This is a genomic window from Sphingopyxis sp. H053, assembly GCF_001468225.1.
GTDB lineage: Bacteria > Pseudomonadota > Alphaproteobacteria > Sphingomonadales > Sphingomonadaceae > Sphingopyxis.
In genome coordinates this window covers 26,407-53,200 of the sequence record NZ_LNRU01000018.1, presented here as the reverse complement: position 1 = coordinate 53,200, position 26,794 = coordinate 26,407, and the positions used below count along the sequence as shown (strand labels likewise).

The following is a 26,794-nucleotide window of genomic DNA, read 5'->3' as shown; positions in this document are numbered from 1 at the left end:
GATCGAGGAGGAAAATCAGCCCCTACACATCACCGCCAAAGCCGCCTGACGATGGCCCACGGCCACAGCCGAAATTACACCACCTTGACGGACGCGACCCAATCATCTCGTATAGGGTCGATTTACCGATACCCAGCATCTGCGCAGCTAGAGGGATTCGGACCGCCAATGGCTCCACAGCTTGGGCAATTCCTTCGGAGTTCATTTTTCTCACTTCATCAGTCCTTCGATCTCGTGTCGAAAATCGGGCTCGGTCCGGTCACGCCTGCCCGTCGAGAAAACAGGTTTGCACCGAAGCGGCGACGCAAATGCTCGGAAACGGCGTTCGCATAGCGACGCTGCCGCCAAAGAGTTGGACTGTGGTATTTGCCGATCGCTTTCCAGTAGTCGCCGGTCGCGTGAAGGCCCGAAAGGAATATCCATCGTGCAGCATCGACATTGAAACAGGCATCGTTCGCGAGCCACCACCGAATTATCTCGGGCGAGCGACCTGTCATCGAAGCGATTTTGCCTACCCACCAACTATTGACCTGAAGCGGTCCAAGGTCGTGACTGCCGTCGCTGTTCTTGACCTCGGCCCCGATCCATCCACCTTCTTGATCACGCAAGCCCCAAAGCGTCCTTTCAAGCCATTGACGGCCGCCGGCGGCGGCGCGAATGCATTGGGCAATCCTTGCTTCTCCATCAGTGCTTTTCGCTCTGGCAAACGTGGCACTAGCTGGCGACAAGGCAGCCGCGGTGACCACGATCGATATCCAGTAAAGGCGGTTAGCGGTCATGACGGCTTCCTTCACTCGCATGGTCGGGAGATGGCTGCGGAGCCTGCGACCTATCGGATGACGCGCGCTGCGAAGACCGGTCTCCGTCGAGGATCGAGCGGAAGAACCTGTCCATCGTCTCGGCTGCCGACAACGCGCGGTTTGCAAAATAAGAGCGGAAGCCAGGGGGCTCTGTTTGCTCGCGTCGAGCGCGGTCGGCCATCATCCGCTCCTCACGGTCATGGCGCTGCTCGTCACGCAGCTTATCGAGACGACCTCCATGCCGCGCAGTCCGGTTTCGCTCATTGTCGCGGTGGAGACGTCCCAAGCCTTCAAGCGCCGACGTCTTCTCACCGGACCGCCGTTCGAGCCGGTCGACGAGCCGTTTCTCATCCTCAGTCCAGAGCTTTACACCGAACCGCGCCCGCGTGATCGCCGTGTAATAATTCTGGCCCGTGACCAGCGGGGAGTTGACCGGGGCAAGCACATAGACTCGGTCATAGGTTTTGGACTGCGCCGAATAGACGGTCTCGGCATAGCCATGGTCCCAATTCTTGTGGCGGCCGAGATCGATCGTTTGCACACGCCCGTCGCGGTCCCAGCGGATCGTCGCCTGCGCGCCCTCCAGCCGCTCGACCGTTCCGCGGTCGGCGTTGCGGACGCCGAGATCATGCGACACCAGACGCCACTGAACGCGGTCACCCGCCGCAAGGTCGCGTTCCTCCGCCTTGAACACATTAACCTGCGAGGCCCGCCCAAGGCTCGGATCCCAACGAATGGTCCTGCCATTCTCGTCGACGAGGCGGACGATCTGTCGTCCGCGCGCGTCGCGCCCGATGCCAACGACCCGATATTCGGTGTCTCGGGCGATGCCGAGCCCGGCATTGTCGCGCGAGAAAACGAGCACCTGTCCGCCCGAATAAAAGCGCGCAAAATGCTTCTCCTGATCCGTCAGGCCTGAAGGGGTTAGCACAGCAAGACGGGTCTCTTCGGCCGCGACCGCGCCTTCGGTCTTCAGTGCCTCGCGCACCTTGGTGTTGACGATAAGCCGGGTCGCATTCTCAAGGACAAGGATATTGGTGTTCGCCCGGTTCTCGGGCTTGAGATGCGTCCATTCGCGGACGAGCCCCTCGGCGAGCTTGTCGGCGGCTTCTCCGCTCGACACCTTGTCGAGATTGGCGATTGATGCGGCATAGTTGAAAAGCCGGGCCTGGGTGACTGCCGCCTTCATCGCCCGCGTTTCCTGGCGGACCGATTCGGGAAGTTCGGCCTTCGGGAGCCCCAGGCGCTGCATCAGCCAGAAGGCCTTGCCCTGTTCGATCGCACCCGTCTGCCGGTTGTCACCGAGCAGGATCAGACGCGCTCCCGTCAGCCGGCTGATCTCCAGCACCCGTAGCGCCTGCCGGTTGCCGAGCTGGCCCGCCTCGTCGAGCACCAGCGCATGCCGGTCATCGAGGCCGTACCCTCCGCCCGCGATAAGGCTCGCGACCGTCCGCGACTCTATTCCCGCGGTGGCGCCGAGATTCGCGGCGGCCGACGAAGTCGGGGCGAGCGCGATGATCGCCGTGTCCGGATCCGCCGCTTCACGGAGTGCCTTGACCAGCGTCGACTTCCCCGCGCCGGCGACACCATGAACACCGACCACACGATCAGTCGTCGTGCCGATATGGAGGAGCGCTGCCTCCTGCGCTGCGTTCAGCCCCGCTTCCTCGCTCATCCGCTCCAGCCGTTCGCGCGGCGCGACCGGAACGGCGTCTCCTAGCGCCAGTGCCAGATGATCGACAAGCGCGAGCTCCAGCCGTGCCGTGCGCCGCGTGGTCCGCCCGCGCACATGCACAGCGTCGCCCGTCTCGTGCCGGGTCACGAGGAGCTTCGCGCGATCCTCGTGCGCTTCGACAAGAGGGCGGATGTCGGCTAGCCGCACCTCGCCGACATGGCTGGCGAGCGCGGTGCGGAGGAACTGTCCGAGATTATTGACAGCCTCGCGGCCTTCCGACTGCCGGATGCCGAACAGCATCGCGCGCGCGGCGGTCATCGGCTCGACCGGGATCATCCGCTCGCCGGCTTGAGCTGCGGCGAGGATCAGCTTGTCCAGCATCTCCCGATGGGGTTCGAGGCGAGCGGTCCAGCGCCCATGCAAATCATCCAGCGACGCGCGTTCCTTGGGTCCGCGGGTTTCGTAGAAGGATATGCGCCGCGCCGCCTGCCCTGTGAGACCGTGCTCACGGGCATGTTCCTCGATCTGGGCGGCGCGGGTCGAATAAGTCTCGATCAGTTCGCGCGGAACGCCCCTGATCTCGAAAAGACCCTTGCGAGGGTCGAATTCGATCGCATAACCGAGTTCACTCAGTGCATGCGCGAGTTCGCTCCGATAAATCTGCCCCGAGGTCATCTGCTCGGCGAACATGGCGCGCGTCTCGAGGCTGGCCATCTGCGCGCCGTCCTCGCGATTGGTGATGTTCATGACGACGACATGCGTATGGAGATGCGGGTCGAGCTCGCGCGAAGCATGCTCGGTGAATCGCGCGAAGATCAGGCGCCCGGTCGTCTCGTGGACAATCGTGCCTCCATCGCGGTGGCGTAGCGTTGCATGTTCCTCCAGATAGGAAAGCGCGACGCCGACCGCGCGCTCATGCGCGGCCACGATGCGCGTGTCTTCGGCGACGAGGGCCAAGATCGACACGGATTTGGGCGCACTGACCGCGAAGTCCCATCCGGGGTGATGTTGGATCCGGCCGTCCTGCCTGTGCCGGCCGAGTTGCTGGCCGGCAACCGTACCTTCGAGGAACGCCTCGAAGATGGCTGGATCGACCTTGCCCTCAAGCCCGAGTTCAGCGGCGATCCGGCCACCCCATTCCGAATGCTCGTCGACACCCTTGGTATAGTAATCCCCCACCGAGTAGTAGCGGGACAGGTTGCGAGGCGTACCCTTCAGGCGGCGTGGATGGATCATGCCGGTCTCGCCTCATCGCGGTCGCCATCGCGGCGACCGTGCTGGCGCAGGCGGAACCCCGCCGGCTTGCCGAAAAGGGTGATTTCCGGCTGAGGCCGTGGCGGGGGCGCCCCTGGTTCCGGGTCTACGGGCGTTGGAGCATTCTCCGGTGGCTGCGGCTCGGGAAGTGGCAGCATCAGCGCATCGTCACCCGGGCGGCGGCGCTTCGGCTTACTCGCCGCCGCGAGAGTTTCCGTCAGCAGTGCCGCACCGCCAGGCGCAACGAGGCGGATCGGCGGATCGATTCGTTCCTCGAACGCGACCGCCACCGACGGCACCTTGTTGTAGCGATCCTCGAAGCGGACAACCGGGAGATTGCGGCCGAACCGGAGATAGCCTGCAAGGTTCGGAAGATTGGTGACCTCGGTATGCATCACCAGAGGCCGGGTCACCTGCATCCGCGAGAGATTGACCCCGTCGCGCATGTCGTTGACGCCGTAGCTCATGCCCTCATTGGCCTCGACCTGTTCGACCTGGCCGAGATTCTCACTGACATGCTTGGCGGTAGGGGTGTCGTTCGCGCGCAACGCCACCCAGGTCGAGCAATAGCCGGTGATCGCGGCGGCATCCTGGATTCCGTAAGTTGCTTCGAGCTGGGGATAGCTCTGGAACCCCAAGATACCGCATCCGCCATATTTCCGGGCGCGGGCGAGGAAGTCGGAAAGTGATGGCAACTTCTGGAGGGTCGGGAGTTCGTCGATGACGCAATAGAGCCGCCGGTCGCGATCGGGCGCCATGCTCATGATCGCGCTGATCGCGATGTCGAGCCAGACGGTGATGAGGGGCCGGAGCGAGGGGAGCTGATCGGCCTTCACGGTGATGAAGAGCCAGCTGTCGTCCTTCTCGTTCGCTACCCAGTCGCGGATCGAAAGCCCATCGATGGTATCGTCGAGATAGGAGAAGCTGCGCATCACCGAGGCGAGCTCGGCCTGGATGCCGGCGGAGGTGCGTTCCCCTTCCGTCGAGATGAAGGCGGCGGCGTCGGTGCCGGCAGCGAAAGCGGCGAGATCCTTGAGCTTGGACCGGAGCAGCGTATCAAGCAGGATCGAGACCAGGGTCCGCTCCTGCCGGGCAAGCTTGCGCAGCACCGCGACCAGAGTCCCGCGCGCTGCCTTCGCCCAGAAGGGATCGCCCGCCTTGTCCGGTATCGTGGACTCGGCGATCTGGTCATAATGATAGTCGCGGGGCACATCGACCCAGGGGGACCAGGCATCCGCGCGGGCATCGAGCGGGTTCATCAGCACGTCGATCCCGGGGCGGTAGAATTTCTCGACGAAGGTCCCCGCGGTGTCATAAACGATAGCCCGACGCTTTCTCTTGCGGATGCCGTCGAGCATCTTGACGATGATGTTGGTCTTGCCGGTTCCGGGCGCACCGCAGATCAGGATATGCTCGGGCTCGAAGGCCTCGGGCACTTGCACGCCGCCGATCTCGAAACTCCCGCGCGGCTGCCAGCGTAGCGCCCGTCGAACCTGGCGGACTGTCCCAAAGCGCGCTCCGCGCAGGAACTGGTTGGAGCCGAGCCCCCTGCCCGTCCGGGTAAAGTAGAACCAAGCCCAGGCGAGCATCGCGAGTGCGAACACCCCCGAGAGCGCCGCCCCTTGGAGGAGATAGGTCTCGAAGGCATGGAGCGTTTTCTCGGCGATGCCGGAGTCAAGGAGCGCCCTGGGGCTCACCCAATAGTCTCGGCCTGCAGGCGTCCTGAACAGGATGGGCGCGGCACCGCCAGGGACCGTGTCGTCCATCACCGCCGCCTGCGCAAGCTTCAGGAGGACGAAGCGCTCATAGTCGGTGGATTTCTCGAACGCGTACCAGAGGACACCCCCTATCCAGAGGATGATCCCGGCGACACAGGTCTGGTAGAAGACCTGGGTGGTCATCCGGACGTTGTGGACGATCGCCTGACCGCCTCTCGTCCAGGAGCCCAGCGTGTCATGACGGAATATGCTCATGCGCGGTCCTGCTCGGGGTCGAGCAGCCCCCTTTCGCGGAGCAGGCGCCGGGCATCGGCGAGCCCCTCCTCAAGGGTCTCGGGCGACCGCCGACCGATCGACTTGGCGAGGATCGCGAGCGTCTGGATCGCGGTCGCATGAAGCTCGTCGAACCGGGCGTGATAGCCGGCCGGATCATGACCTTCGTAGCGGTCAAGGATATCCCGGATATAGGCGGAGGGTGTAGTCCCGATCCCTCGCGCAGCGGCAACCAACCGGTCGTGCAGCGCATCGTCGAGACGGAGCGTTATTCTGGCCAAGCACTGATCCTTGAACAGCGCCGACCGTGATGAAGCACCCGCTTGATAGCAGATTAGCACCATGATCTCAACATCTTATCGCGTCCGCCGGCGTCAGACGCAGTATGACGCATGCTATCAGCGGGTTAGCCCGTTTCTTGCGCGCAAGGGTCAGACGCCGTCGGACGATCGGAGACATCGCGTCCGCCATTTTGTGACCCGCAAAACCGGCACTTTTCCGGCGATTTTGCGCCCGCAGCACCCGTGCGTACGGTGCATTACAAACGCCCTTGCGGCGTGCGTCCTCGCTTCGCAGCGCTTTTCGCGCTGCGCCGCCTCGTGCCGGAAGGCGCGGGGCCCCCCGGAGGGGATCATTCTCTTCGGCCGGCGGCACGCCGGCCCATCCTATGTCCTTGCGTCACTGGGTGATTTTGCGGATAAGAAAGAGCGGCGGGCGGACCTTCTTTTCGAAGGAACAGTTCATGCCCAAGATGACCGACCGCGAACGTCTCGCGAAGATCGACAATGACCAGAGGAAGCTCGCGGACGAAGCCGAGGCGGTGCGCCGCCAGATCCGCGCCCGCTATGGCGCGCTCGCTGCCGAAATCCCGGTGGAACAATTGACCGAACGCGAGTATAAGGACGTGCTCGTCCTCGCGACCAGGGCGGGCGGTGCGGCCGCTGTGGCAGCGCTGAAGGCGCTCCCGGCGGCTGCTACCTGAACCCCGGTCATCGCCGGAACGGCGTCCCTGCGACGAGCACGGCGGAGCCGCGCGCAGGAGGCCGATGCCGCTCAGCGAAGCGCGGCATCGCATCGCCGGGCGATGGACCCCGATACGGGGTCCTGGAGCTCGGCGAATGTCCTCCCGCACAAGAAAAAGGGCCGATCCGGGAAAGCCCGGACCGGCCCTTTTCCGCCCTCAGGCGGCGTGGCGCTGATCGGACATCCGGAAGAAATGCGCCGGAATGCCCTTAGCCCGCACGCCCCGCGCGAGGTGCGACTGGAGTCCGCTGCCTTCGCAGACGATCGCTTCCACCGGCTTCAAGGCCAGCATCGCGTCGTTGCGCGCGAACCCTGCCCGGTCCCCCATGTTCCACCACTTGGCAAGGGTGAAGGCGACCAGCGGCACCTTGCGGCTCGCGGCCCATGCGGCGGCGATGGCGTCGCAGCCCTTGTCCTGCGCGGTGGTTGCCAGGACCATCATGGGCACGCGCGCGCGGATGCTGTCGAGCCGGTTCCAGAGAGTACCGCTATCCTCCCATTTCTGGCCGCCCGAGAAGAGCACGACCGGCCCCTTCGGCGCGTGGCGGTCGATGCGCTGCTGACGGCGGGCGGCGAGGAAGTCGGCGGCTGCAACCACCGAAGCCGTGCGCTTGCTCGACACCAGGGATCCCCGTGGCGCCGACCATGGGCGGCCGGTCTCGGCGGCGAAGGAGCGGGCGGCATGGTCGCGCATGCAGGCGATCGCATCGCGCGCTTCGTCGAGGGACTGGCAGAGCGTTTGGGCCTCCTCCAGTTCGGCGGACAGCACCTCGCTTCCGTCGGCGTCGCGGATGAGATCCCGGACCTTGAGCGCCGCCTTGTCGGCTTCGCCGTCGAGCTGGCCCGCGACCTTGTGGAGGCTGTGCACCATACCCCAGGCGATCCGGTCGGCGAGGTTTTCGAGGCGGGTATCGCGGAACAGGTCGAAGAAGGTGCGCACCACCATCTCGGTTGCCAGCTCCGCCTCGCGGGCGAGCGGCATCGCCGCGTCGGTCTCGTCCTCGGCGTAACTCATCCGAAAGCCGCCCCCGGTTTCGGTAAAGGCCTGTTCAAAGGCCGGGCTTGCGGTTTCCTCGGCGATGAGGTCGGCGATTTCGTCTGCGGTACGGGTCTTTTTGATCGTCGTCATGAGAACCTCCTTGAAACAAAAGAGGTCATTTTTCCGGCACGGGCTCCAGGCGACGGGGTCAAGGACCCGCGCAGCGGGCCGCGAAGCGGCGGTGGGGGTCACGATTTTCCTTGGCGGACACCGAGGCCCGAAGGACAGGCGCCGCGCCCGCCCCGCCAAGGAAAATGGTGGGGCCCCGCCGTCCTTGAGGCCGGCGCCGTCCCCGTGCCATGCTAAAAAGAGTTGAGAGAGAAGAAGAGGCTTGCGAAGCGGGGGCTCGATGCCCCCGATTCGCAAATGGGGTGCCCCAGGCGCCACCCTCAAAGGACCGGGGGCGGCAGCAACGATCACCCCTCCCCTGTGGCACCGGGGTAGCCATGAAAGGATGACAGGTCTTGAGTGCGCCGAAACAGGGGGAACGGGTCGACAGCACGTCACGAATCATCCTGGCGAGCCCGCGCCTGCTCTTCCGGACCTTTCTCGACCCGGAGACGCTGAAGGCGTGGCGGGTTCCCGAAGGGGTCGATGGCGGCTTCTCGGCGCTCGATCCCAGGGCCGGCGGCGGCTATCGCCTGGAGCTGCGTTACGCGGATGAAGCTCATGGTGTGTCGGCGCCTGGCAAGGACCTCGTCGAGGGCCATTTCGTCGACTTCCTGGCGGACGAACGGGTGCTGGAGAGGGTCCGCTTTCTCGGCGAGGACCGCCGCGAGATCGCGGCCATGATGTTCGAGACGCTGATCGAGGCGGCACAGAGCGGGACCAAGGTGACGCTGCGCGCGACCGGCGTGCCGGACGCGGTCGGCGCGGACACGCATCGCGAGGCGCTCGCTGCCGCGCTTCGACGGCTCGCTCTGCTGACCGAGTGAACAAAAAAGGCGACCACTCCGAAAGGAGGGTCGCCCTTGAGGTTCAACCGGCAGTCGGCTGGTACCCCGGAGGCCAGATGAGCCCGGCGGGGTCACCGTCATGGAGATGCGCAAGCGGGGTGATGACATGGCCGCCGCCTTCGCGCCGCATCTCGCACAGGACATAGACCGGGGCGCCCGTCGCGCGGCCGGTGCATTCCATCAGCGCCAGGTCACCCCGTTCGGCGGCGCGCAGGAGCAGGGCATAGGTGTCGCGGCAACGCGCGGGGAACGCCATGGCCCCCTCACGCCGCTCGCGCGGCCGGGGCGGCGGCCCCGGGGCGCCGGGGCGCATCCGCCGGAATCGCCGCGTCGGTCTTGCGGAAGGCGTGGATCGGGATGCCGGCCTTGCGGAGCAGCTGATAGAGATTGGCCTGAAGGCCCGATCCTTCACAGAGCAAGGCTTCGACCGGCTTCAGGTCGACGAGCTTGCGGTTGCGGTTGAAGGCGATCTTCTTGCCCGAACCATAGAGACCATAAGCGACGAGCGGCACCCCGTTTTCGGGGCGCGCGGCCCATGCCGCGGCGATCGCGTCGGCGCCCTTGCGCTGGCCCGTCGTGACCAACGTCATGTGCGGGACGCGCGCCTTGATCGCGTCGAGCCTCGCCCAGATTGGCTGCCAATTCTCCCATTGGGCAGGGCCGGAGAAGACAATGATCGGCCCTTGCGGCAGATGACGTTCGCGCGCCGCGAGCTGGCGTTCGCGCAGGAAGTCCTGCACCGCGACCTGGCTCGCGATCGCGACGGTCGAGACGCGCGAGCCCCTGGCCGGGGACCAGGGCCAGCCCGCGAGGGCGCGGTACATCTCGGCGGCATAATCGCGCATGCATTCGAGAGCGTCGCGCTGCTCGGCGAGCGAGCGGCAGAGCATCTGTTTCTCCTCGAGGCTCGTCGCATAGACCTCGCTGAGATCGGGGCGGCGGGCGAGCTCGCCAAGGTCCCCGGCGACCGCATCTTCGCGGCGTTCGATCTTGCCCGCCACGAAATGGAAGGAATTGACGATGCCCCAGGCGATGTCGGGGGCGAAGGGCTCGAGCCGCGTGCCGGAGAAGAGATCGAAGATGGCGGCGACGATGCCGCCGCATTCGGCCTGCGCCGCGATCGGCTCGGGCATGTCATGCTCGCCGGGTTCGTCCCCGGCCTCGACGATCGAGAGAGGCATCGGGTCGCCGAAAGCGGCCTGGAATTCGGGGGTGGCGATTGCTTCGGCATAAAGCTGCTTGAGGTCGGCGAAGCGGTCGATGCTTGGGGGACGGCTGTGCGTCATGTCCTGACCTTTCCAATGAAAGAAGAGAAAAGGGCCGGGCGCGCGAACGCCCCCGGCCCGGTCAAGACCCCCTTCAGAAGGGGATCTCGTCATCGACGGGCTGCTCGTCGCCCATCACGCCGCCGTCGCGACCAGCGGTGCTGTCGCCGAAGCCGCCCTGATCCCCCGAGGGATCGCCGGCGCGGCCCGAGCGGATCGCGGGACCGAAATCGTCGCGCCGCTGCGGGCGACGCCAGGCGACGCGATAGCCATCCTCATCGCTTCCGAAGAGCGCGATAGGGAGCGGTTCGGCGAGGCCCGGATCGTCGATCGAGCCCTGGAGAAACACCTCGCCGGTCGTGTGCTTGGCGACGGCTTCCCAGAGTGCGCCGACCTGGACCCAGCGATTGCCGACATTGAGCGCGATGATCTCGAAGACCGGGGCGCGGTCATTGTCGCTTTCGACGGGACGGAGGCCGAGGCGCGGCAGATCGATCGTACGGGTGGCGATCGAACCCAGGAGACGGCCATTGCGGATGTTGAATTCACCGATATTCATGAGACTTTCCTTTGACATATGTCGCTCAGGCCAATCCGAAGCGACACCTCCCAAAAGCCCTCTCTCCTCTCTGTCCCACCGCCGCGGCCGCGTGCCGACGCGCAAGGGGACCTCCACCTTCGCCGCCGCACCGAGGCTCGCTTCACGGTGGCTCGGGCGCTATGATCGCGCGCATGGACTCGGAGACGATGCGAACGGTCGCGCGGCTGGCGCGGTCCCGCGCCGAGCGCGGCAGCGCGGCCGCGCATGGCGACGGCCTCGAACGGCTGGGCGCCGCGCGGGCGCTGCGTCAGCTTGCCGCCGATCTCGAGGCCTCCGCCGACGCGGCCGACCGCCGTCCGCGGCCTTTCCGCTCGCGCCGCTGATCTCCACATCCACCCTATCCTTCACCCCGCGGCGTTCTTCCTCCGGCAGCCGATCGTCACCCGGCAGGGCCGAGATCCGGCGCATCCGGCGCTCGGTCGGAGCGGCGCGCGAGCGACGCGGAGATAGAGCGGCGGTGCCCGCGCCAGCGGGCAGCCGTCCTCGCTCAACTCCGTCAGCGGAATGGTTCAGAGCGAACCGCTGCGCAGCCCTTGCGGCGCCGAACCAGGATTCCTATATCGCATTGCAGGTTGGACACCTGTGACCTGTCGCCGGGTCAAACGTCCGAAGAGCATCGAGCTTTTGCATCATGATACCGAGGCACCCTTCCACCGGGCAGCTGCGTAATCGGCGAACGGCCACGCCCCTCCTGGAGGTGCTCCATGTTCACCCTGTCCATTTCCGTCACTGCGTCCGCTGTCGATGCGGTCAAACGTTCGCTGACCAAGGCGCTGCCCGAGGTCAAATCGTCGCACCGCTGCGAAGCGCTCGCGCGGGGGCTGGGATACCGGACCTATGCGTCGCTCAAGGCGAATATGGACGCGGGTCATCATGCCGTCGCCGATGGCGCGGCGTTTACAACCTATCTGGCGCAGCATGACTTCCACGGTCCGGGTATGGCACTGTACCGAGCGGTCGCCAAGGCTGCACTCGAGCAGGTGGCCGAGCGCTATCCGACGCTGACCGCCGGCGGCTTCGGCATCGGCGAATGGCAGCCGGACGACACGGCAGCGGTACGGCGCCAGCGCTTCGACGACGACCGGGCCGAGCTGGTCAGCGATCATTCGGCCGAACCCTTCCTCGCCAGTCTCGCCTTCGTCGCGCGGGTCGAACGAACGAAGACGATCCGGCCCGCGACCAACAGCTATTGGCTGAAGCATATCGCCGAGAATTATGAATGCCGCTATCCCGGCGGCGAAAAGCTCGGGCCGGTCTATGTCCCCAATGGCCTGCTGATCGCGGTCGCAATCCATGCCGGGTTCGACGCGAAGCCCCATACCGACGATTTTGGCCGGGAGACTCTCAATGCGGGCTTCAACATGGCCAAGGCGTCGCTCTACGATCTTGATTGCGAGATCAGGCCCGAAGGAGCCCGGGCGCAGGCCCGCCGCGAGGAAGAGCGGCGTCGCGCGCTCCGACGTGCCTATGGCTCCTCGGTCTGGGTCTAGCAGAGCCGTGGCTGAAAATAGCGACGACATGCCACGACGCGATGCTCAAGCGTCCGCGGCGCCTCGGGATTCGACGCAGCCGATCGGGATAAAGAGATAGCGCAAGCGGCCGCCGGCTCCACCGACTTCGGCATAGTCGCGCCAGGCCAGCGGATAGCTACCGGCGATTGCCAGCGGCACCTCCCGCCCCCTGGTCGTTCCCGTGCCGGTGCCCTCGGCCCAGGCGAGCGTGCCGCCAAGCACCCGAAGGTCGGCGAGGTTGAACGCGGCGTCGAACGTGTCGGCGCGCCGGCGCGGCGACCAATAGGCCGGGTCGTTGGTGAGGATGAGGACCCCACCGGAGGCGCCGAAGCGTTCGCAGAAGGCCTCCATGCGGACGACATCCTTGCAGACGTCGTAGCGGCGGATGTCGTGCGCGCTTTGATGGCGCAGGCGGAACGCCTCGCCGGCGACCGAGACATCGGCGGCGCGGCACAGATATTTGAGTTCGAGGCCGGCCAGCACATTTTTCTTTCGGAGAAGGATGTCGAGGCTGGCGCGCGCACCGAGCCCGAAGGGATATTCGAGCCGCAGCGCGAGCGCGGGGTCCATGGGCCGGAGTTCGATCGCCAGTTCATGCTGGAAGTCCGCCTCCGAGTGGAAAATCGGACGTCTGCCGCTCAAGCGCGTCATCAGTGGTTCGATACGGATCATCTCACGCTCCCCCGCGAAGTTTGGCCGCTTTAGGCCCTCCCTCCCACAAGGCGTTCAGAACGCCCGGTGGACCGGTATGCCCATCCGGCCCAGCGCCGCATAGGTGAAGACGAGATTGACACCGTGGCCCCTGGACGCGTCGGTGAGCCTCAAGAGCGCGAAAAAGGCCTCGCGCAGCGACGGATCGAGCCGGCGCCGCTTGTCCGCGGCATCGCGCGCGAACCGCATGGCGCAACCGGCAAGGAGATCGCTGGCCTGCAAGCACAGATCGTTCGTGCTGGCGGTGAAGCATAACGCGGCGGCGCCGGACACGTCATAGTCGGCGAAGGGAAGATGCATGACAGGCCCCTGCCGGGCGAGGTCATCCATCGCCGCCTTGGTGTCGGCAAGAACGCGGCCATATTGGAGTTGCTCGTCATGGACGAGGCTCACGCCTTCGAGACCCCCGGCACGGGACAGGTTGATGCGGCCATACATATGAGCGAGCGATGTCAGGTTGGGCAGCATCCAGACCATCCGGTCGGACTCGGTCCGGTCGGGCAGCGGCAGGAAGGCCCTTGTGTCGGCGTCGGCCCGACAGGCACGGTCTCGGGCTTCCATTGTGAGAAACTGGCCGACTCTGGCGATGTCTCCGTCCGAGGCGTCGAACCAGGCCCACAGCTCATCGAGAAGCACGCGGATAGCCGGGAGCGACGGCTCGCGGCATGCTGCGAGATAGCCGAGCAGGAGAGCGTCGGCCGGTTCGTCGGTCAGGAATTCGGCGACGGCGTTGCGAACAGGTTCGGGCACCTGGCCCAGGCCAAGCCCGCCGCAGAGCAGATAGGTCACAACATGCGCGGCGATAAAGAAGCGCTTGTCAACGAGCTCGATGAAGACCGGGCAGTCCCGCGCCTTCAGATAGGCCGCGAGGTCGGTCACGAACCGGGGCAAGCGCGCCATGGCCGATTTGAGCTCGCCCGGGCCGCAGCCATGGACACCGCGCAGGCGTTCCATCTCGGCGCCGAGCGCCCTTGCATCGGCGACGCCGATACAGGCAAGCGCGAAGACCGGCTGATCGGCGAAATCGAGCGCGCGGGTGGCTGCGAGATCGCCGCTATGGCCGCTCTCATCGATAAAATAGGCGGTGGGTTCGGGCGGAGAGCCATGGGGTTCAGTAATAGAGATCATAATCGCCGCCAAAACCGCCGAGTCTGGCCAGCTCATCGAGAATGGTGATCGTGGTCGTGAGGAGAAGACGGGTACGCGGCGGATCGCTCCAATAGCTAAGCCCATGCTTGCCGCCGTGGAAGAGGTTGTTACGGACCGTCCGTACGTATATCGTCAGTGCTTGGAGGTCCGAGGTATCTTCGGGGATCGGCGGCTCTTCGAAATCATGGTCGGGCTCGCCGACGATCTGCCGTTCGGGTTTTGCCGCGATGAGCGCTTTGGCTGCGGGCGTCAGTTTGTACGCACCTTCATGGGCTTCCCAGAATTCCTTCCAGCTCGGTTCCGCTTTCCGTCCGACCACATGCGACTTCAGATAGCGCCTTTCCTTCAGCGCGAATTCGAAGCGCGAGAACCAATAGAAGAAGTCGAACACGATGGCCCGGAATTCCCGGTCGATCTCGTCACCGCGCATCATGGCCGTATTCTCCTGCCGGGCTGGCGACCGAGGGGCAAGGTCGCATCGCACCTACTCAATTGCGGTTGAGGCCGATGGAGCGGCTCAAAAGCTTCGCTTTCCATTGAGCTTCCATGGCAAGGATGTCGGCCTCCGAGGCGGCCGACCCCGCGACCTCGAGGATGCTGACCGTAAAATCGGAAGGGTCGCGGATTCTGAGGCCGACATTGCCGCCATGACCGGACGCGACATAATCGCGCCAGCGCGCGAGGAACCCTCCGGCTGAGCAGGCGGACCCGACATAATGTTCACGCGTGCGCGGACAGGCGAGCAGATAGACCCCTCGGCTGGCGGCGAGCACTTCCTTCCACGCCGGTGGTATCGTCTCGACCTCGGACAGCGGACGGATGAGATTGGTGAAGCCCGGGAAGGGATCCTCGCGAAAGGCACGCAAGAGCTCAACGATCGGCTTGTCGCGCAGCTCCGCCCGCTGCTTCCAGGCGCGGCGGCTGCTCGCGCTATCACCCCAATGGATGGACAGGCGGCCGACATAGTCAGCGAGATCCGGCATCAATATACAGTCATATTGATCATATTGCGCCCAGCCCTTCTCCTCGCCGATGCCCCGCCCGGTGAAGGCGTCGATCGCACCGACCGCGACGGCGCCGATCAGCTTCACCCGATAGAGGCCGACGAACAGGGTGCCGCCGCCGGGCGGCGCCACGAAGCTCGCCCAAAAGGCACTGCGGAAATGGCTGCGCTGTTTCACGTCCTGGACGGATTGATATCGCTCGAAGGCAGCGGGATCGTCGCGCCAGAGCGAATAAGGTGTGCGGCCACGCTCCTTCTCGGTCTGATGACGGAGCAGGCGCACCTCGGCCGGATCGATGCCTTCCGAGCGCAGCAGCATGTTGAAGGTTAGCGGCATCGCGGCGGCTAGTCCGCCAGGATCGGATCGATGGTGGGCAGGACCCAGCGCATTAATCCCACCTGGTCGAAATATCCCAGAAAAGTGTCGCGGGGCTTTGGCAAGCCATCGACGAAGCGCGCCGGTTCGCATCGCCAGCGATCCTGGGCGGCGGGACGAATGGCCTTGCGCGGCATCCAGGCGATGTGTCGCGGCGCAGGATCCTCGAGCCCTGCGAAGAGCGGGATTGCCAGGATCATGTCGTCATGAAAAGCCGTGATCGGACCCACATAACCGTAGCGAGCCTTGTCTGTTTTTCCCTCGGTCGGATATTTGCCCTTCACCTGGACTGGCCGGACGATCATACCGTCGGCGGCAGCATAGGTTGCGATCATGTCGAACCCCTGGTCGCGGTGCGGGAAATAGAGGTTCCAGCCGGCGTCGGCCATCAGGCCCGCCACATACATTTCGGCGAAATAGTCACGGGATTTCCAGCTGGCTTGTTCCTGTTCGATCATCGGCCGGCCATTCCCCTTTCCATATCCATGATGCGGACGGACCATGAAGAAAAGCTTGTTCCAAAGCCAGTCAAAGCCGTGGATCGCTATAGCGTCCTTCGCCGGAGTGGCAGAACGAGAAGAATTCGAAGCCGGAGAGCGGACAGGAACATAGAATGAACTTCTACTTGCGTGATGATATCGCGGCGAGATACTGGGAGGACCGGTCCAACGGCGAAACGCCGTCGGGGATCTCGATATGAGGACAAGATCGATGACGGTGAAGGATGCCCGGAATGCCGAAATGGAGAGGCTGCATAGCGAAGGGGCAAGCTATGCGGCACTCGGACGGCAATTCGGATTGTCGCCGTCGCGTGTGACGGAGATTATTGCCCGAATAAGGCGCAAGCGAAAGACGCTGCAACTGCTCCTCGAGGCACCGCTTCGGCGCACGACATGAGTATCTTTCCCTATGGGCTCTGTTTTGCCGTCCGGCAGCATGGTCTGATTCTCACGGATATCGTCTGGAACAGGGCGGCAGCGCTCATCCGGCGAGAGATGCGATGACGTAAAGCCCGTGGGTCATGGTCCTCCCGCAGCAAGATGGGCAGCGGCAGCCGCGAATATGCGCTGCGCCTCCTCTGCACCCTGTTCGGATTCGATGATGAAGCGCACAGCTGCCAGCATGCGGTCGGCAGGCCAGGCGTCGGGGGAATCCATCTCGTCGTCGTCGCCGACGTCATCGCTTTCGCCGCTGCCGCCGCCAATGTCGTTGCCGTCATCCGCACCACCGCCATCATCGTCCTCCGGCGCAGGCACGTTGCCACCTCCCTCCTGGGGTCTCTCGGGTTCCGGTTTCGGGCGGGCGCGCAGTTCGTCGAGCTTCTCCTGCAATGTCTTGAGCCTCGACACATGGCCACCGACCTCATCGGGGTCTCCGCCGGTGAGCTTCTCAGGCTTCAGCCGGGCAAGGATGCGATTGATGGTGGCGGCGACCCGGTCGGCAACGACAGGTTCGATCCACTCCGCATCGATCGTTCGCGCGAGCCCGGCTATTTCGCTGGCGATCGAGCGGAGCGTCGTCCGGCTCTTCGAGGCTTCCCGGACGAGGGTGACGACGCGCTTTGCGACCTTCGTCTTCACGTCAGTGCGGATCTGGCGCCAGGCCGCGCTGTCCTCGAACCCGTCGCGGCGCGCGTTGGGGATTACGGCGGGATTGGTGATGAAAATCTCTCCGACGGCGTAGCGTTGGAGGCGGCCTTCGGTGCCACCGAGTGTCAGCTCAGACCCTAAAGTCTCGATGAGGCTCGACCCGTCTATCTGGATATTTTTCATCCGGAAGCGCACGCCTGCGACCGTGTCGTCGGTAAGTTCTCCCTTGAAGTTCGAACGGGCGATCCAGCCATGCCAGCCGAGCTCGGCGTTGTTGAATAGTTCGATGTCATTCACGGTCGATGGCTTGCGCGGATCGCTCGTCGGCGTCGCATCGTCATAGGCCTTGAGGATCTGGGTGCGTTCGCGCTTGTAGCGCGTTTCAACCTCGATCGAGCCGATCGGATGTCCGACTGTCTCGGCGAAATTCCGGATGCGCGGCGCGAAGGTGAAGCGATCCAAATAATCGGTCGGACAAACCTGTCGGAGATAGGGCACCAGCTTTTCGATTTCGGCAAATTCGAGACCGACACCGGTGAGGCCGATCATTTCAACCTCGGTCCAATGGGCATCAACCGGTGCCGTCCTGATGTCGCTCGTGGAGCATTGCCGGATGACTTCGCGAATATCCTGATAGTCCGCGCTGGGCTTCATGAAACCTCGCAGGCGGCCGCAATCGAACTCGACGATGGTCGCGACATCCTCACCTGCCACGGTGGTGGAGAAACGAAGGGTCGTACAATAGGCGATGCCGGCAAGGCGCCCGATCCCCCGAAATCCTGCATTCAGCGTCGAGCGTTTGGTGCTGGCCCCGACAGACACGAGAATGCCGACGGCCTGCGCGGAGGGAATGCCGGTGCCATCGTCGTTGACGGTGATCGTGGGACGACTTTGCGAGCCGCTGATCGAAACCGTGACGAGGCCTTCGGCCGGACCGATCAGTTCAACGGCCCGCGCGGCACGGATCGCGTCATAGCCATTTTGTACATATTCGCGGATACAGTGCCGCGGATCTTCATACATACCCGTGGTCAGGGATTCGAGCGAATAGGATCCGACGATCACTGAGTCGGCGGGCACCTGGGCTTTCGTCATCGCAGCAATTCTCCGCTGTTCGGGCCCCAGCCGACAAAACCTATCCGCTCGGGAAGTTCGATCTGGAAATTGGTCGGGCCTTCGAGAGTCAGCATGGTCTCAGGGACCACGAACTCGCGCGCCAGTGCTGCGAGCAGATCAGTGACCGGCATTTCCTCGCTCTTGCCGCCGCTCACGAGCTGACGCGATTCAGGGGCATTCATTTCGAGCAAATCCTTTCCATCGGCCTGGCAACCGATAAGGCGGCTGCCGCTGAGCTGGAGTTCGATCGGGATGCCGCGTTCCGGTTCGCCCGGAAGAGCGAGATAGAGTTTCCGGAAGGGATCGAGTGTCGTCGCGATCGTCGCTTCATAGGCGACGCGTGTGTCGGCGTCGCCGGCATGATCGAAGAGGATACCGGTGATATCGCTGTGCGCCGTCGGCTTCCTCGGCTCGCCATTTTCGTCAAAATAGGTCTCGCCGAGCATGCCGACGAGGAGGTTGGCCCGTATCTCCGCCGAATATTCGTCGCCGTTGAGAACATGCTGTGCGAGTTCGATCGGCTTCAGCGCGTCGTCGTTCGACGCTGCGACAATGCCCCGGCCAATTTGCTTGGCTTGATCGGCATTGACCTGGTGCATATATTCGGTCAGCGCCGCGGCCGCCGCGTTGGTTATGCTCCAGCCTTCCGCACGGAGCGCGTTAACCGCTCGCCAGACCGGGCCTTCTGTATCCTCCCCGGGCTCGAATATCATGTCCGACGATCCGAAGCTCACGGCAACGGGCTCGCCCTCGGCACTTTCCCCGCGTCGTTCGGCGCGCCCGTCGCGCACGCTTCCGCGCGGGTTGCCCACATCGGGCTGAAGCGCGCGGACAAGGTTTGTGACGCGCGCGCCATGACCTGTCCGCAGAATGTGCGTGAGCATTTCGAGCGAGATCACGTGGATCCCTTCGAGGTGCGGGCAGCGAAATTTCGCTTCCTGTGCGAGAAGCGGGAGCGGAAGGGTGATGAGGCCGCCATTCTGCAGGAGGCCGCCCTCGTCGGTCGCAACGCGTTCGGGATTATAGACCCAGTCCTTCTTGGTGTTGTCGCGTGTCACGATCACAAGATGCTTGGCTTCCGGCGCACCGCAATCCTGCAGCGCCTCGAGCCACATGATAAGGTCGCCGAAGCGGTTGCGCTTCTTACCCTTGAGTTGGGCCGATCCTTCGCCTTCCTCGCCTTCTCCATTTTGATTCCTCACGCCGCCATCGCCGAAGCCGGGAGGAACGTCATGACTGTAGCGCGCCTCGCCCGTCCGGTTTACCTCATCGTAGATGATCGTCATGTCGGATGTGAGGGCGTGACCGGCGATGAACGGCAGCAAGCGCGCATTTGCGTCATCGTGCCCGGGGTCGATGTGCTCGGCCCGCTTGGCGAGCGCCTCTCCCGTAGCGAGAAAACCATCAAGCTCGCGTGAGAATTGCTCCATGCTCATGTCGCCGAAGGTGCGCTCATCGACGTAGCGAAGGCTTTCGGACCGAAATCGCGCCATATAGTTGCTCAGGGTCTTGGCGGTTGCTTTCAAGGGCCATTTTGTCCGCAGCGCGCGGGTATGATCCCAGGTTTCCTTCGCTGACCAGACGGGAATACGCACCTTGGGCCCGAAGGAATCGAGCGCGTTGAGCAGTTCCTCGCGGGCACTGCGGCTCATTTCGTAGCAGTGGATGAGAACGCTTGCGTCGACATAAATCCGGGCGCCGTCAGACCGGAAAGCCTCCTGGATCTGCCGCATGCACTCACTGCGAGAGGGAGCGATTTCCGGAAATATCATTGTGTGAAAGCCGCCCCGCGCAAGAATTTTATTGGATGCGACGACTGATTACTGATTCAACCTTCTGAGTCGAGGGTGAACAAACTCGAGTTTGGAAACAGCCCATTGCCGGACAATGCTTCGTCTCGAGCGTTCAAATGAAAGTGCAATGCTATTCGATTGTCCGGATCGGTTCCAAATAGCGAGCATGGGGCCGCCAGCCCGAAACTGAAGGCTGCTCCGCGCCTGCCGAGCCCCTCACCGAAGACCACTCAGGCAATCTGGGCAATAATCCGGTCGACAAGGCCCTTTGCGGCCGAGCGGTTGACTGAGCAGTTGTAAATTAGAGCAAACATTTCCTCGTAAAAGGCGCGTCGTTCGGGGTTCAGCCGGTCAAGTGGCGATGCGGGGGCCTGCTCGTCGGACGCCAGCATGTCAAGCTCTTCGCGCAACCCGTCGAGCTCCAGGCGCGTCTGTTGATGCACATCGACGACGAGCTCCGTTTGGCCGGTATGCTTCTCGGCACGCATCAGCGCGAGTTCGACCGAAAGCGCCACGCGGTCGCGCTCGGCGGCACCAAGGCTTCCCTGTCTCAGGATTGAAAGCCCTTCGCGGGCAGAGGCTTGCTCGAGCTCGATATCGCGCACCCGCTTGCGCTCCCGCGAACTGGTGCGGCAGCGGTTAGCAACCTCGCGTCCGTGCGGCGCGAGATGGTTCTTCAAATTCGCGAGATGGATGTTGCGCTCAAAATCGTCCCGGCGCCCATTCGGGACTATGCGGGGATCGAGAATATGGATTTCACCGACCGCCCAGCTGTCGAAACGCTGTTCGGGGAATGCGTCGGCGAGAACGCCCGCATCGCCAATCTGAATATTGCCGGCGCGCACGCGAAGTCCACGGACCTTGGTCGAAGGATGGATTGCGCCTTCATAATCATGATGGGCGATCCATCCGAGCGCCGCGGTCCCGCCATCCGTCGACGGGATTTCCACGAAGCTGATTTCATGCAGCCGAAGCGGACGAACGCCGTCTACCAAGATCTCGTCGACATGTGGACGCATGAGCGGCGGTTCGCCGTTGATGGAAATTTCAATACCGGCCATGTCAAGCTCGGCCGAAAGCTTCGCGACGATGCCCTCCCGGTGCGAAAAGGCGGTGTTGAGCGGAAGCGGCGCGACCTGGGACAGGTAATCGGCGACGGCGCCCGGCGACATGAGCCGGTCGTCACCGTGGCGCACCACCCCCTCGAGCCTGACCTCGAAAAAGGGAGGGCCGGCTTCGGTTTCTATATGTGTTTCCGTGACGGCCGCGACCAGCGCGGGAAGATCGCGGTGATCGTCGGGGTCCTTGAGCGCAGCGCGCATACGCTGACAGTCCCATCGCATTGTTGACACAATGTCCTCGCCGCGCGCGCGCGACCGGAACGTCAGCGCGCGCGCATAGGCCAGTCCCGACAGCCGGCCGACGCCGCGAAACCCCCGCGCCTGCGTGCCCCGTTTGAGACTCGCCCCTACAGCCGTCAATCTTGCGGCGAAACCCTGCATCGGCAGGCCGTCCCCGTCATCGCGAATGACGATTGTGCGCGCGGCGGGATCGAGCGCGATCTGGACCTGTCCGGCGGGATGCCCGGCGGCGCGCGCGGCATCGATCGCATCGGCCGAGTTCTGAATATATTCCCGGTAAACCGTAAGTGGGTCGACATACATCGCCGTCGAGAGGAGTTCGATGATGTCCTTTCCAACCGTCGCGGTCTGCTCGAGTTGGCTTTCCGCGTCGCCGCGACCAAGCTGCATCATCGTATTCATGCTGCCACCTTTCGGTTTGCCGACGCCTCAATCGGCTCTTCTTCGGCGTCAAGGCCCGCATCCTCAACGCGTTCGTCCTCTGGAACCCCGAGGTCAGCGGCAACCTTTGGCCAGGAACCCCGTCCGCTCCAGATTGCCGCAAGAAGTTCCTTCGAGCGAGGCATATAGAATTGGAGGATGCTGCGAACGGCCGCATCGTCGGTCATTTCGGTCAAAGTCGGATAATGGCGCGGGTCGCACGATGAAAGGAGCGTTATCAGTTCATGGCGCCGGTCCGGCGAGAGCCGGGAGGCCTGGGCCACATAGTCATCATATTCGGCCCGCCCGCCCTGCTTGTCATACCAGTCGCGGTTGAAGATCATGTCGTGCGGCATCATCAGGATATTCTCGAATTCGGCCACGGTGTCACCGAACGCCCGACGGAAAAATTCGGGGGCGCCGCTCACGACACCATGTGTCGCTTGAAGGATGAGTTGCATCGACCGCAGCTGGTAGCGCGACCAGTGCTCGCCAATATGACCGCGGTCCGGTCGGTTAGTCGGCTGGAAACGCATGGGGAAGGACCAGACGCGAATGTCGAGTTCTTCGTTCAGCGTCACGTTGAGGCGCATGCGCTCGAAGAGATCCGCAGGCGTATCGTGGAAATTATAGAGCATGTAATTCGAGAGCTCGGTAAGCCCATGTTCGTGAGCGTAGCGCACCGCCTGCTCATAGGGCTTGCGAACGCCGAGATGATCGAATGCGATGCGCAAGGGCTTGAGACAGATCGATGCCAATTCCCGCAGGTACATCGGGTCCTTGCACAGAATGCGCGCATCGACGCCTTGATTGAAATCGACCCGGCGCTGAACGGGGACGCGCGAGCCCGACCGCAAAAGCTTCGCGCCCGGGGTGAAGCCGAGATCGCGAATCTCGGCGATGATCTCCTTGAACCGCGGGCTTGCGACAACATTGTTGTCCATGAGGATAAGGTCCTTCTTGGGACCATATTTCTCGTCGATCGCACGGACGATATCGGTCAACGATTCGACGTCACGCTGCATGCCCTCGAGCTTTGGCACGCCGCAGAACTGGCATTTGCGAATGCAGCCGCGGGACGTGTACGCAAAATAAGCGTCGCGGACGGGATATTGATAGTCGATCTGCGAGAGGATGCTGTAGTCGGGCACGAGGTCTTCTATGGGCATTCCCGCGTGATCGTCGGAATAGAGCTCCTCAGAAAAATCGTCGAGTTGCAGCGAAATTGCCGGCGCATCCGAAAGCAGTCCCTTGATGAAGCGTACACCCTGCCAGCGCCGTTCCTCAAGAAAGCGTTCGTGCATCAATGAGGCGGCGATGCCACCGACGAACACCTTGTCGGCCTGGCCGTTCGCGACCTTCAAAGCATAATCGATGCTGTTCGCGATGCGGGGATATTCAAACGAGAACAATGTCGTCACGTAGATGCGGTCCCAGGCTTCGGACAGCACGCTCGGAACCTCGCCCTTTACAAAGCGGACATGGTCCTTCTTGCCGTCGGGCCCGTGATATTGCGCGATCTTCATCAGGCCGAGGGGCGGATATTTATTCTTGTAGCCCGGCTCGATAAGCAGGATTTTCCTGTCAGCCATGGGCCACCTTGCCTTGTGCGTGGAACCCCGTTTCCACCCGGAAACAGGCACGTCCGGCCGCCAGCCGGCCGACTGCCGCCGGGCGTGCAAATTCCCTCTCGATTCCTCGCTTGCTCATCTTGCGACCGCCCCCGAATTACAGTGCTGGCCTGCACTGTGGCAGTCTCATACTGCGCGTCAAGAAATAACCAAGGCTATTGCCGCGACGCTTTTCAGAGGCGCTCCGGGGCGTCGCGGACGTTTTGCCGGCATGGGCCTGACGGTGGGAGGCTGCCGGTCCGACCGCGACGGTCGCGAGGCAGACTAACCCGAACGTCCGCTTTTGGGTGCTGCATGGAGGGGAACGAAACGAGCCGTCCCGGGTCTGTCGCGGACGCAATCGGCCATCGACACCGCGTCAGGCGGTGCGCCGCGGACGACACGCTCGCTGATCTTCGCGGTGGAGCCGGCGCCCGCCCGGGGCGACAAGGAGAGGTGCGCAGCGCCGTCATCGAATCCAGGCCAGCACGCATCCGGGTTGGGCTGGCAGCGTAGCCGTCACACGGACCGGTTGAAACGGATCGCCTGTGCGCACCACATAGTGGTTGCAGCCGGTCGCATACCGAAGACGGGTCGCGAGGACATAGGCATGCTCGAACGAGGCGAGGCGCGCCCGCAGAGGTGACAGGGTCTTCATGGGAGTGTCCGGGATAGTGTGCACAACGCGGAGCCGAGGTTCAGTCGCCCTCAAGGGCGATCGCAATGGCATGCAGCGCATTGGCAAGATTGTCTTCGATCTCCGCGCTGGTCATACCGAGGCGGGTCGCGATTTCGCTGATCGCCAGATCATCGACGCGGTGCATCATGAAAACGGCGAGCTGGTCGACGGGAAGCGCGTCAACGGCGGCTCGGTATCGAGAACGGAGATCGGCGGTGCCCGGCGCGGCGGAAAAAAACCGCAGGGATGCAAGGCAAGCGCGGGCCGCGCGCTGAAGCGCGGCGCCGGCGCGGCGGGCGGCGTGACGGAACATGACGGTCATCCTCTTGGTGTGGCATCGCTCGGGCTGCCTGCTCCCCAGCCCTCTTCCCTCCGTCGCGCCGCTACCAGGGAAAGGTCGGCAGCACCGCCTCGGTGGGGCCGTCGCAGTCGAGGAGAATATAGTCACAGCCATACGCCCGCCCGAGCGCCAGGATCGGAGGAATTTCCTTCGGCAGATGCCGCGCAGTATTGCCGGTCTCGATCCGGGTAGGCAGGAACCAGCCATATTGGGTCGGCGCGACGGGCAATGGCTGGCGTACGGGCGGCAGGTCGGCCCAGTCGCTGAGCAGCTGACCGGTCGCACAGCGTATGTGCGCTGTGCTGAGCACGAGATATTGTCCGGTTTCCATGATATCGGTCTCCTTTGCTCAGGCGTGGCGGAGGGCTGCCGCGAGGGCGGGGCTCGCCGGATCAAAATCAGCGGCCCTCATGTGGCCGTGCGGTCACGCCCCTTCCAGGCGGCTTTGGCCTCCGCGATCGGTATTTCCCGGAAGTGTCCGAGACAGAACTGGATAAAGTCATATTCCTGGGCGATGTCCTCCTCGCCGAGCGCGGCCGCGAGGTCGCGCCGGTAGCGGTCGAGCGGCATCACATGGTCGGCGGGAACCCACCGCGCTAGATCGTCGCTCTCCGCGCCGCAAATATCGCAGGTCGTGCAGTCATAGAGTCCCGACATCGTCCAGTCCTGCGCATCCGTATCCCACCGCGCGGAGGCGTCGCGCACGAGTTGGTCCGAACCGCAATGGGTACAGACCGGCCGCGCGCGCGCCGGCTGGCGGTGGTTCGGGGTCGTCGGGGTCGAAGGGCGCGATCGTCATTGCATAGGAAAGCTCGGGGACAGACGCGTTGAAATAGGGACTGGCCTCGGCGGCGATCGTCGCTGCCGCCTCGATTTCGCCGCTGGCGGGTTGGTCGACAAGCAACGTCTCGGCGGCAAAAACGTCGTCACCAGTGAAATATTCCACGCGGACCGCGTAGGTGAGAACAGACGGGGTGGTCGTCATGAACGGGACTCCTTGAAATGCAAATGACCGGCGCCGGAGCCGGGCTCTCGCGCGGGTGACAGGAATGGATGGAGCGAACATCAGCCTTTGCGTGCGCCGCTCGCGATATCGGTGATGCAGGAGGCGGCTGCATCAAGGTCGGCGTCGTCATCAGCGGCCGAACTCGCGAGAGCGAGTGTGCCCGCGCCGCAAGACTGACCAGGACGGCGGACCATGGCGAGTCCGATTGACGCGGGCGTATCAACGCCGACGGTGTCGAGATTCGGGTTCGGCATGATCACGTCCGAGATGACCGGGTTGGCAGGACACCGGTGTCATCGGCGCGCGCCATTCAATCGGCCCGCTTGAGGAGTCCTCTTGCCTTGCCTTCGAGTTCGAGGCGGCTGTCCTGGTGCGACTTCGTGCGGGCGACGGCGGTGATGCCGTTCACGAAATCGTAGAGCGATGCCGGCGGATGGCCTTCCTCGCCCAAGACGCGCGCGATGATCTGCTGTGTGTCGGACCTGGAGAAGCCACGGTTGCGCAAGAAGCTCGCCCGGTCCTCATCGGTGCGCGCAACGATCCGTTCGCGCGCCGTCTTGATCCCATCGATGAATCTGGCGGGCGAGGAGTCTGCGAAATGCGCGAGTGCCGGTTCAGCCTGGTGCGCGAAGCGATTGGCGGCGAATTTTGAGTGCCGGATGTTGATTTCCTGGAAATTCTCGACGCCCCAGAGATTCCGGTTCATGCAAACCGCCCGCAGATAGAAGGTCGCGATGCCCAGCGCCTTCGACCCCACCTCGGAGTTCCAGCAGTAAAAGCCGCGGAAGAAGAGATCGGGGTCGCCATTGGGCAGTTTCCCGGCCTCGATCGGGTGTGTGTCGTCAACGAGGAAGAGGAAGACGTCGCGGTCGGAAGCGTAAAGCGTCGTCGTGTCGCGCGAGACATCGACATGAGGATTATAGTGCATCGTCGACCAGTCGAGGACGCCCGGCACCTTCCAGCGCGTATCGCCCGTGCCATTGCCGGCGACGCGCATGACGGCGGAGACGAGTTCATGATCCCAGATGCGGCCATAATCGGGGCCCGTGACCGCGCGGAGTTCGGCACGGCCATCGCTGGTCTCAAGGAGCTTCACCTGCTCGCCGCGATGATCGATCAAGCCATGTTGCATGTTGATCCCGGCGAGTGCTGCGGGAAGAGTCCGCAAATAGGAGGCCGGCGCGCCCACCAGGCTGCAGAGCTGGCCGAAGGACCAGTTGGTCGGTGCGACGGGTTCGTCACGGCCGGGTACGGCCAGGGTCAGGCGCTCAGGTTCGTCGCTGCGCGCGAATACACGCACCGTGCGGCTCTCGACGACGCGCGTCGTTGCCGCCTCGGCCCGCGCGTGAACGCGATGATAGAGGTCGGGAAGCGAGAGGAAGCGTTCGTCGTCGGGTCTTGAAAACCATTCGGACGACACGCGGCTGATATTGCGGCCGCGACTGATGTCGACCTTATAGGGTATTTGTGCGGCGCGCGCAGCGGGAGCCATCATGTTCATGGGAAGGGTCTCCTGATAGAGGATC

General features: G+C 63.8%; 28 protein-coding genes. 5 read left to right on the top strand and 23 right to left on the bottom strand.

Annotated elements, in window-relative coordinates:
• Positions 1–218 precede the first annotated feature (218 nt).
• The 4 genes from ATE70_RS23205 to ATE70_RS23190 are packed head-to-tail and all read right to left on the bottom strand — an operon-like array spanning position 219 to position 6,001.
• Positions 219–779, bottom strand: coding sequence for a lytic transglycosylase domain-containing protein (locus tag ATE70_RS23205; protein WP_231732562.1), 561 nt, complete (start codon positions 777–779; stop codon positions 219–221).
• Positions 769–3,711 carry a MobF family relaxase gene (gene mobF / locus ATE70_RS23200; RefSeq protein ID WP_058539866.1) on the bottom strand — a complete coding sequence of 981 codons (2,943 nt, stop codon included), beginning with the start codon at positions 3,709–3,711 and terminating at the stop codon, positions 769–771. The genes ATE70_RS23205 and mobF overlap by 11 nt, the downstream gene beginning before the upstream one ends.
• The gene (locus tag ATE70_RS23195; protein WP_058539865.1) at positions 3,708–5,702 is read right to left on the bottom strand and encodes a type IV secretion system DNA-binding domain-containing protein; all 1,995 of its coding nucleotides are present in this window, start codon (positions 5,700–5,702) and stop codon (positions 3,708–3,710) included. The genes mobF and ATE70_RS23195 overlap by 4 nt, the downstream gene beginning before the upstream one ends.
• A complete protein-coding gene (locus ATE70_RS23190; RefSeq protein ID WP_058539870.1) occupies positions 5,699–6,001 on the bottom strand; it encodes a CopG family transcriptional regulator in 303 nt (100 codons plus the stop codon). The genes ATE70_RS23195 and ATE70_RS23190 overlap by 4 nt, the downstream gene beginning before the upstream one ends.
• 461 nt (positions 6,002–6,462) lie before the next feature.
• Here ATE70_RS23190 and ATE70_RS23185 point away from each other — a divergent pair, with 461 nt between their 5' ends.
• Positions 6,463–6,702, top strand: a complete 240-nt coding sequence (locus ATE70_RS23185; RefSeq protein WP_058539864.1) for a hypothetical protein — start codon at positions 6,463–6,465, stop codon at positions 6,700–6,702.
• Positions 6,703–6,900: 198 nt separating this feature from the next.
• On the opposite strand, the gene ATE70_RS23180 is transcribed toward ATE70_RS23185, so the two are convergent.
• Positions 6,901–7,872 (bottom strand): DUF2493 domain-containing protein, encoded by a 972-nt coding sequence (locus tag ATE70_RS23180; protein WP_058539863.1) that lies wholly within the window; start codon positions 7,870–7,872, stop codon positions 6,901–6,903.
• 374 nt (positions 7,873–8,246) lie between these two features.
• On the opposite strand from ATE70_RS23180, the gene ATE70_RS23175 reads away from it, so the two are divergent.
• Positions 8,247–8,717, top strand: coding sequence for an SRPBCC domain-containing protein (locus ATE70_RS23175; RefSeq protein WP_058539862.1), 471 nt, complete (start codon positions 8,247–8,249; stop codon positions 8,715–8,717).
• A 43-nt stretch (positions 8,718–8,760) separates the two neighbouring features.
• Here ATE70_RS23175 and ATE70_RS23170 read toward each other — a convergent pair whose 3' ends face one another.
• From ATE70_RS23170 to ATE70_RS23160, 3 genes are all read right to left on the bottom strand, one after another.
• The gene (locus ATE70_RS23170; protein WP_058539861.1) at positions 8,761–8,994 is read right to left on the bottom strand and encodes a DUF6117 family protein; all 234 of its coding nucleotides are present in this window, start codon (positions 8,992–8,994) and stop codon (positions 8,761–8,763) included.
• A 7-nt stretch (positions 8,995–9,001) separates the two neighbouring features.
• The gene (locus tag ATE70_RS23165) at positions 9,002–10,024 is read right to left on the bottom strand and encodes an SLOG family protein (RefSeq protein WP_058539860.1); all 1,023 of its coding nucleotides are present in this window, start codon (positions 10,022–10,024) and stop codon (positions 9,002–9,004) included.
• Between the two features lie 73 nt (positions 10,025–10,097).
• Positions 10,098–10,562, bottom strand: a complete 465-nt coding sequence (locus tag ATE70_RS23160; RefSeq protein ID WP_058539859.1) for a DUF736 domain-containing protein — start codon at positions 10,560–10,562, stop codon at positions 10,098–10,100.
• A 173-nt stretch (positions 10,563–10,735) separates the two neighbouring features.
• On the opposite strand from ATE70_RS23160, the gene ATE70_RS23155 reads away from it, so the two are divergent.
• Positions 10,736–10,927 carry a hypothetical protein gene (locus ATE70_RS23155; protein WP_058799772.1) on the top strand — a complete coding sequence of 64 codons (192 nt, stop codon included), beginning with the start codon at positions 10,736–10,738 and terminating at the stop codon, positions 10,925–10,927.
• A gap of 381 nt (positions 10,928–11,308) precedes the next feature.
• Entirely contained in the window at positions 11,309–12,094 is a 786-nt protein-coding gene (locus ATE70_RS23150) for a hypothetical protein (RefSeq protein WP_058539857.1), read from the top strand.
• Positions 12,095–12,139: 45 nt separating this feature from the next.
• On the opposite strand, the gene ATE70_RS23145 is transcribed toward ATE70_RS23150, so the two are convergent.
• Genes ATE70_RS23145 through ATE70_RS23125 form a run of 5 tightly spaced genes read right to left on the bottom strand, consistent with a single transcriptional unit; the run spans position 12,140 to position 15,812 of the window.
• Positions 12,140–12,787, bottom strand: coding sequence for a hypothetical protein (locus ATE70_RS23145; protein WP_058539856.1), 648 nt, complete (start codon positions 12,785–12,787; stop codon positions 12,140–12,142).
• 54 nt (positions 12,788–12,841) lie between these two features.
• The gene (locus ATE70_RS23140; protein ID WP_058539855.1) at positions 12,842–13,954 is read right to left on the bottom strand and encodes a DUF3800 domain-containing protein; all 1,113 of its coding nucleotides are present in this window, start codon (positions 13,952–13,954) and stop codon (positions 12,842–12,844) included.
• Positions 13,938–14,408 carry a hypothetical protein gene (locus tag ATE70_RS23135; RefSeq protein WP_197411546.1) on the bottom strand — a complete coding sequence of 157 codons (471 nt, stop codon included), beginning with the start codon at positions 14,406–14,408 and terminating at the stop codon, positions 13,938–13,940. Before ATE70_RS23135 ends, ATE70_RS23140 begins: the two co-directional genes overlap by 17 nt.
• 55 nt (positions 14,409–14,463) lie before the next feature.
• On the bottom strand, positions 14,464–15,315 hold the full coding sequence (locus ATE70_RS23130) for a GIY-YIG nuclease family protein (RefSeq protein ID WP_058539854.1): 852 nt from the start codon (positions 15,313–15,315) through the stop codon (positions 14,464–14,466).
• A gap of 8 nt (positions 15,316–15,323) precedes the next feature.
• Positions 15,324–15,812 (bottom strand): hypothetical protein, encoded by a 489-nt coding sequence (locus ATE70_RS23125; protein WP_058540022.1) that lies wholly within the window; start codon positions 15,810–15,812, stop codon positions 15,324–15,326.
• A 253-nt stretch (positions 15,813–16,065) separates the two neighbouring features.
• Between ATE70_RS23125 and ATE70_RS25030 the strand changes: the two genes are divergently transcribed.
• On the top strand, positions 16,066–16,251 hold the full coding sequence (locus ATE70_RS25030) for a hypothetical protein (RefSeq protein ID WP_156416892.1): 186 nt from the start codon (positions 16,066–16,068) through the stop codon (positions 16,249–16,251).
• Between the two features lie 122 nt (positions 16,252–16,373).
• Here the strand turns inward: ATE70_RS25030 and ATE70_RS23120 are convergent, their stop codons facing one another.
• From ATE70_RS23120 to ATE70_RS23075, 10 genes are all read right to left on the bottom strand, one after another.
• A complete protein-coding gene (locus tag ATE70_RS23120) occupies positions 16,374–18,038 on the bottom strand; it encodes an ATP-binding protein (protein WP_058539852.1) in 1,665 nt (554 codons plus the stop codon).
• Positions 18,035–19,792, bottom strand: a complete 1,758-nt coding sequence (locus tag ATE70_RS23115; protein WP_058539851.1) for a PIN-like domain-containing protein — start codon at positions 19,790–19,792, stop codon at positions 18,035–18,037. Before ATE70_RS23115 ends, ATE70_RS23120 begins: the two co-directional genes overlap by 4 nt.
• Positions 19,793–20,082: 290 nt before the next feature.
• Positions 20,083–21,615 (bottom strand): ATP-binding protein, encoded by a 1,533-nt coding sequence (locus tag ATE70_RS23110; RefSeq protein ID WP_058539850.1) that lies wholly within the window; start codon positions 21,613–21,615, stop codon positions 20,083–20,085.
• Positions 21,612–23,225, bottom strand: a complete 1,614-nt coding sequence (locus tag ATE70_RS23105) for a hypothetical protein (protein WP_058539849.1) — start codon at positions 23,223–23,225, stop codon at positions 21,612–21,614. Before ATE70_RS23105 ends, ATE70_RS23110 begins: the two co-directional genes overlap by 4 nt.
• 716 nt (positions 23,226–23,941) lie before the next feature.
• Positions 23,942–24,235 (bottom strand): RNA polymerase sigma factor, encoded by a 294-nt coding sequence (locus tag ATE70_RS25320; protein WP_058801145.1) that lies wholly within the window; start codon positions 24,233–24,235, stop codon positions 23,942–23,944.
• Positions 24,236–24,305: 70 nt separating this feature from the next.
• Positions 24,306–24,593, bottom strand: a complete 288-nt coding sequence (locus tag ATE70_RS25315; RefSeq protein WP_058539847.1) for a DUF5983 family protein — start codon at positions 24,591–24,593, stop codon at positions 24,306–24,308.
• Positions 24,594–24,670: 77 nt separating this feature from the next.
• Positions 24,671–24,919, bottom strand: coding sequence for a hypothetical protein (locus tag ATE70_RS23090; RefSeq protein WP_058539846.1), 249 nt, complete (start codon positions 24,917–24,919; stop codon positions 24,671–24,673).
• Complete coding sequence (locus ATE70_RS25025; RefSeq protein ID WP_058799773.1) at positions 24,903–25,247, bottom strand: hypothetical protein; 345 nt, start codon at positions 25,245–25,247, stop codon at positions 24,903–24,905. The genes ATE70_RS23090 and ATE70_RS25025 overlap by 17 nt, the downstream gene beginning before the upstream one ends.
• 80 nt (positions 25,248–25,327) lie before the next feature.
• Positions 25,328–25,522: a hypothetical protein gene (locus tag ATE70_RS23080; protein ID WP_058799774.1), complete on the bottom strand. Its 195-nt coding sequence runs from the start codon at positions 25,520–25,522 to the stop codon at positions 25,328–25,330.
• Positions 25,523–25,578: 56 nt separating this feature from the next.
• Positions 25,579–26,769 (bottom strand): hypothetical protein, encoded by a 1,191-nt coding sequence (locus ATE70_RS23075; RefSeq protein WP_058539868.1) that lies wholly within the window; start codon positions 26,767–26,769, stop codon positions 25,579–25,581.
• Positions 26,770–26,794: the final 25 nt, after the last annotated feature.

Bases quoted from the DNA above. Each gene is read 5' to 3' on its own strand.
- ATE70_RS23205 (WP_231732562.1), bottom strand. From the start codon at position 779: ATGACCGCTAACCGCCTTTACTGGATATCGATCGTGGTCACCGCGGCT.
- mobF (WP_058539866.1), bottom strand. From the start codon at position 3,711: ATGATCCATCCACGCCGCCTGAAGGGTACGCCTCGCAACCTGTCCCGC.
- ATE70_RS23195 (WP_058539865.1), bottom strand. From the start codon at position 5,702: ATGAGCATATTCCGTCATGACACGCTGGGCTCCTGGACGAGAGGCGGT.
- ATE70_RS23185 (WP_058539864.1), top strand. From the start codon at position 6,463: ATGCCCAAGATGACCGACCGCGAACGTCTCGCGAAGATCGACAATGAC.
- ATE70_RS23180 (WP_058539863.1), bottom strand. From the start codon at position 7,872: ATGACGACGATCAAAAAGACCCGTACCGCAGACGAAATCGCCGACCTC.
- ATE70_RS23170 (WP_058539861.1), bottom strand. From the start codon at position 8,994: ATGGCGTTCCCCGCGCGTTGCCGCGACACCTATGCCCTGCTCCTGCGC.
- ATE70_RS23165 (WP_058539860.1), bottom strand. From the start codon at position 10,024: ATGACGCACAGCCGTCCCCCAAGCATCGACCGCTTCGCCGACCTCAAG.
- ATE70_RS23160 (WP_058539859.1), bottom strand. From the start codon at position 10,562: ATGAATATCGGTGAATTCAACATCCGCAATGGCCGTCTCCTGGGTTCG.
- ATE70_RS23155 (WP_058799772.1), top strand. From the start codon at position 10,736: ATGGACTCGGAGACGATGCGAACGGTCGCGCGGCTGGCGCGGTCCCGC.
- ATE70_RS23150 (WP_058539857.1), top strand. From the start codon at position 11,309: ATGTTCACCCTGTCCATTTCCGTCACTGCGTCCGCTGTCGATGCGGTC.
- ATE70_RS23145 (WP_058539856.1), bottom strand. From the start codon at position 12,787: ATGATCCGTATCGAACCACTGATGACGCGCTTGAGCGGCAGACGTCCG.
- ATE70_RS23140 (WP_058539855.1), bottom strand. From the start codon at position 13,954: ATGATCTCTATTACTGAACCCCATGGCTCTCCGCCCGAACCCACCGCC.
- ATE70_RS23135 (WP_197411546.1), bottom strand. From the start codon at position 14,408: ATGATGCGCGGTGACGAGATCGACCGGGAATTCCGGGCCATCGTGTTC.
- ATE70_RS23130 (WP_058539854.1), bottom strand. From the start codon at position 15,315: ATGCCGCTAACCTTCAACATGCTGCTGCGCTCGGAAGGCATCGATCCG.
- ATE70_RS23125 (WP_058540022.1), bottom strand. From the start codon at position 15,812: ATGATCGAACAGGAACAAGCCAGCTGGAAATCCCGTGACTATTTCGCC.
- ATE70_RS25030 (WP_156416892.1), top strand. From the start codon at position 16,066: ATGACGGTGAAGGATGCCCGGAATGCCGAAATGGAGAGGCTGCATAGC.
- ATE70_RS23120 (WP_058539852.1), bottom strand. From the start codon at position 18,038: ATGACGAAAGCCCAGGTGCCCGCCGACTCAGTGATCGTCGGATCCTAT.
- ATE70_RS23115 (WP_058539851.1), bottom strand. From the start codon at position 19,792: ATGCGGCAGATCCAGGAGGCTTTCCGGTCTGACGGCGCCCGGATTTAT.
- ATE70_RS23110 (WP_058539850.1), bottom strand. From the start codon at position 21,615: ATGAATACGATGATGCAGCTTGGTCGCGGCGACGCGGAAAGCCAACTC.
- ATE70_RS23105 (WP_058539849.1), bottom strand. From the start codon at position 23,225: ATGGCTGACAGGAAAATCCTGCTTATCGAGCCGGGCTACAAGAATAAA.
- ATE70_RS25320 (WP_058801145.1), bottom strand. From the start codon at position 24,235: ATGTTCCGTCACGCCGCCCGCCGCGCCGGCGCCGCGCTTCAGCGCGCG.
- ATE70_RS25315 (WP_058539847.1), bottom strand. From the start codon at position 24,593: ATGGAAACCGGACAATATCTCGTGCTCAGCACAGCGCACATACGCTGT.
- ATE70_RS23090 (WP_058539846.1), bottom strand. From the start codon at position 24,919: ATGTCGGGACTCTATGACTGCACGACCTGCGATATTTGCGGCGCGGAG.
- ATE70_RS25025 (WP_058799773.1), bottom strand. From the start codon at position 25,247: ATGACGACCACCCCGTCTGTTCTCACCTACGCGGTCCGCGTGGAATAT.
- ATE70_RS23080 (WP_058799774.1), bottom strand. From the start codon at position 25,522: ATGCCGAACCCGAATCTCGACACCGTCGGCGTTGATACGCCCGCGTCA.
- ATE70_RS23075 (WP_058539868.1), bottom strand. From the start codon at position 26,769: ATGAACATGATGGCTCCCGCTGCGCGCGCCGCACAAATACCCTATAAG.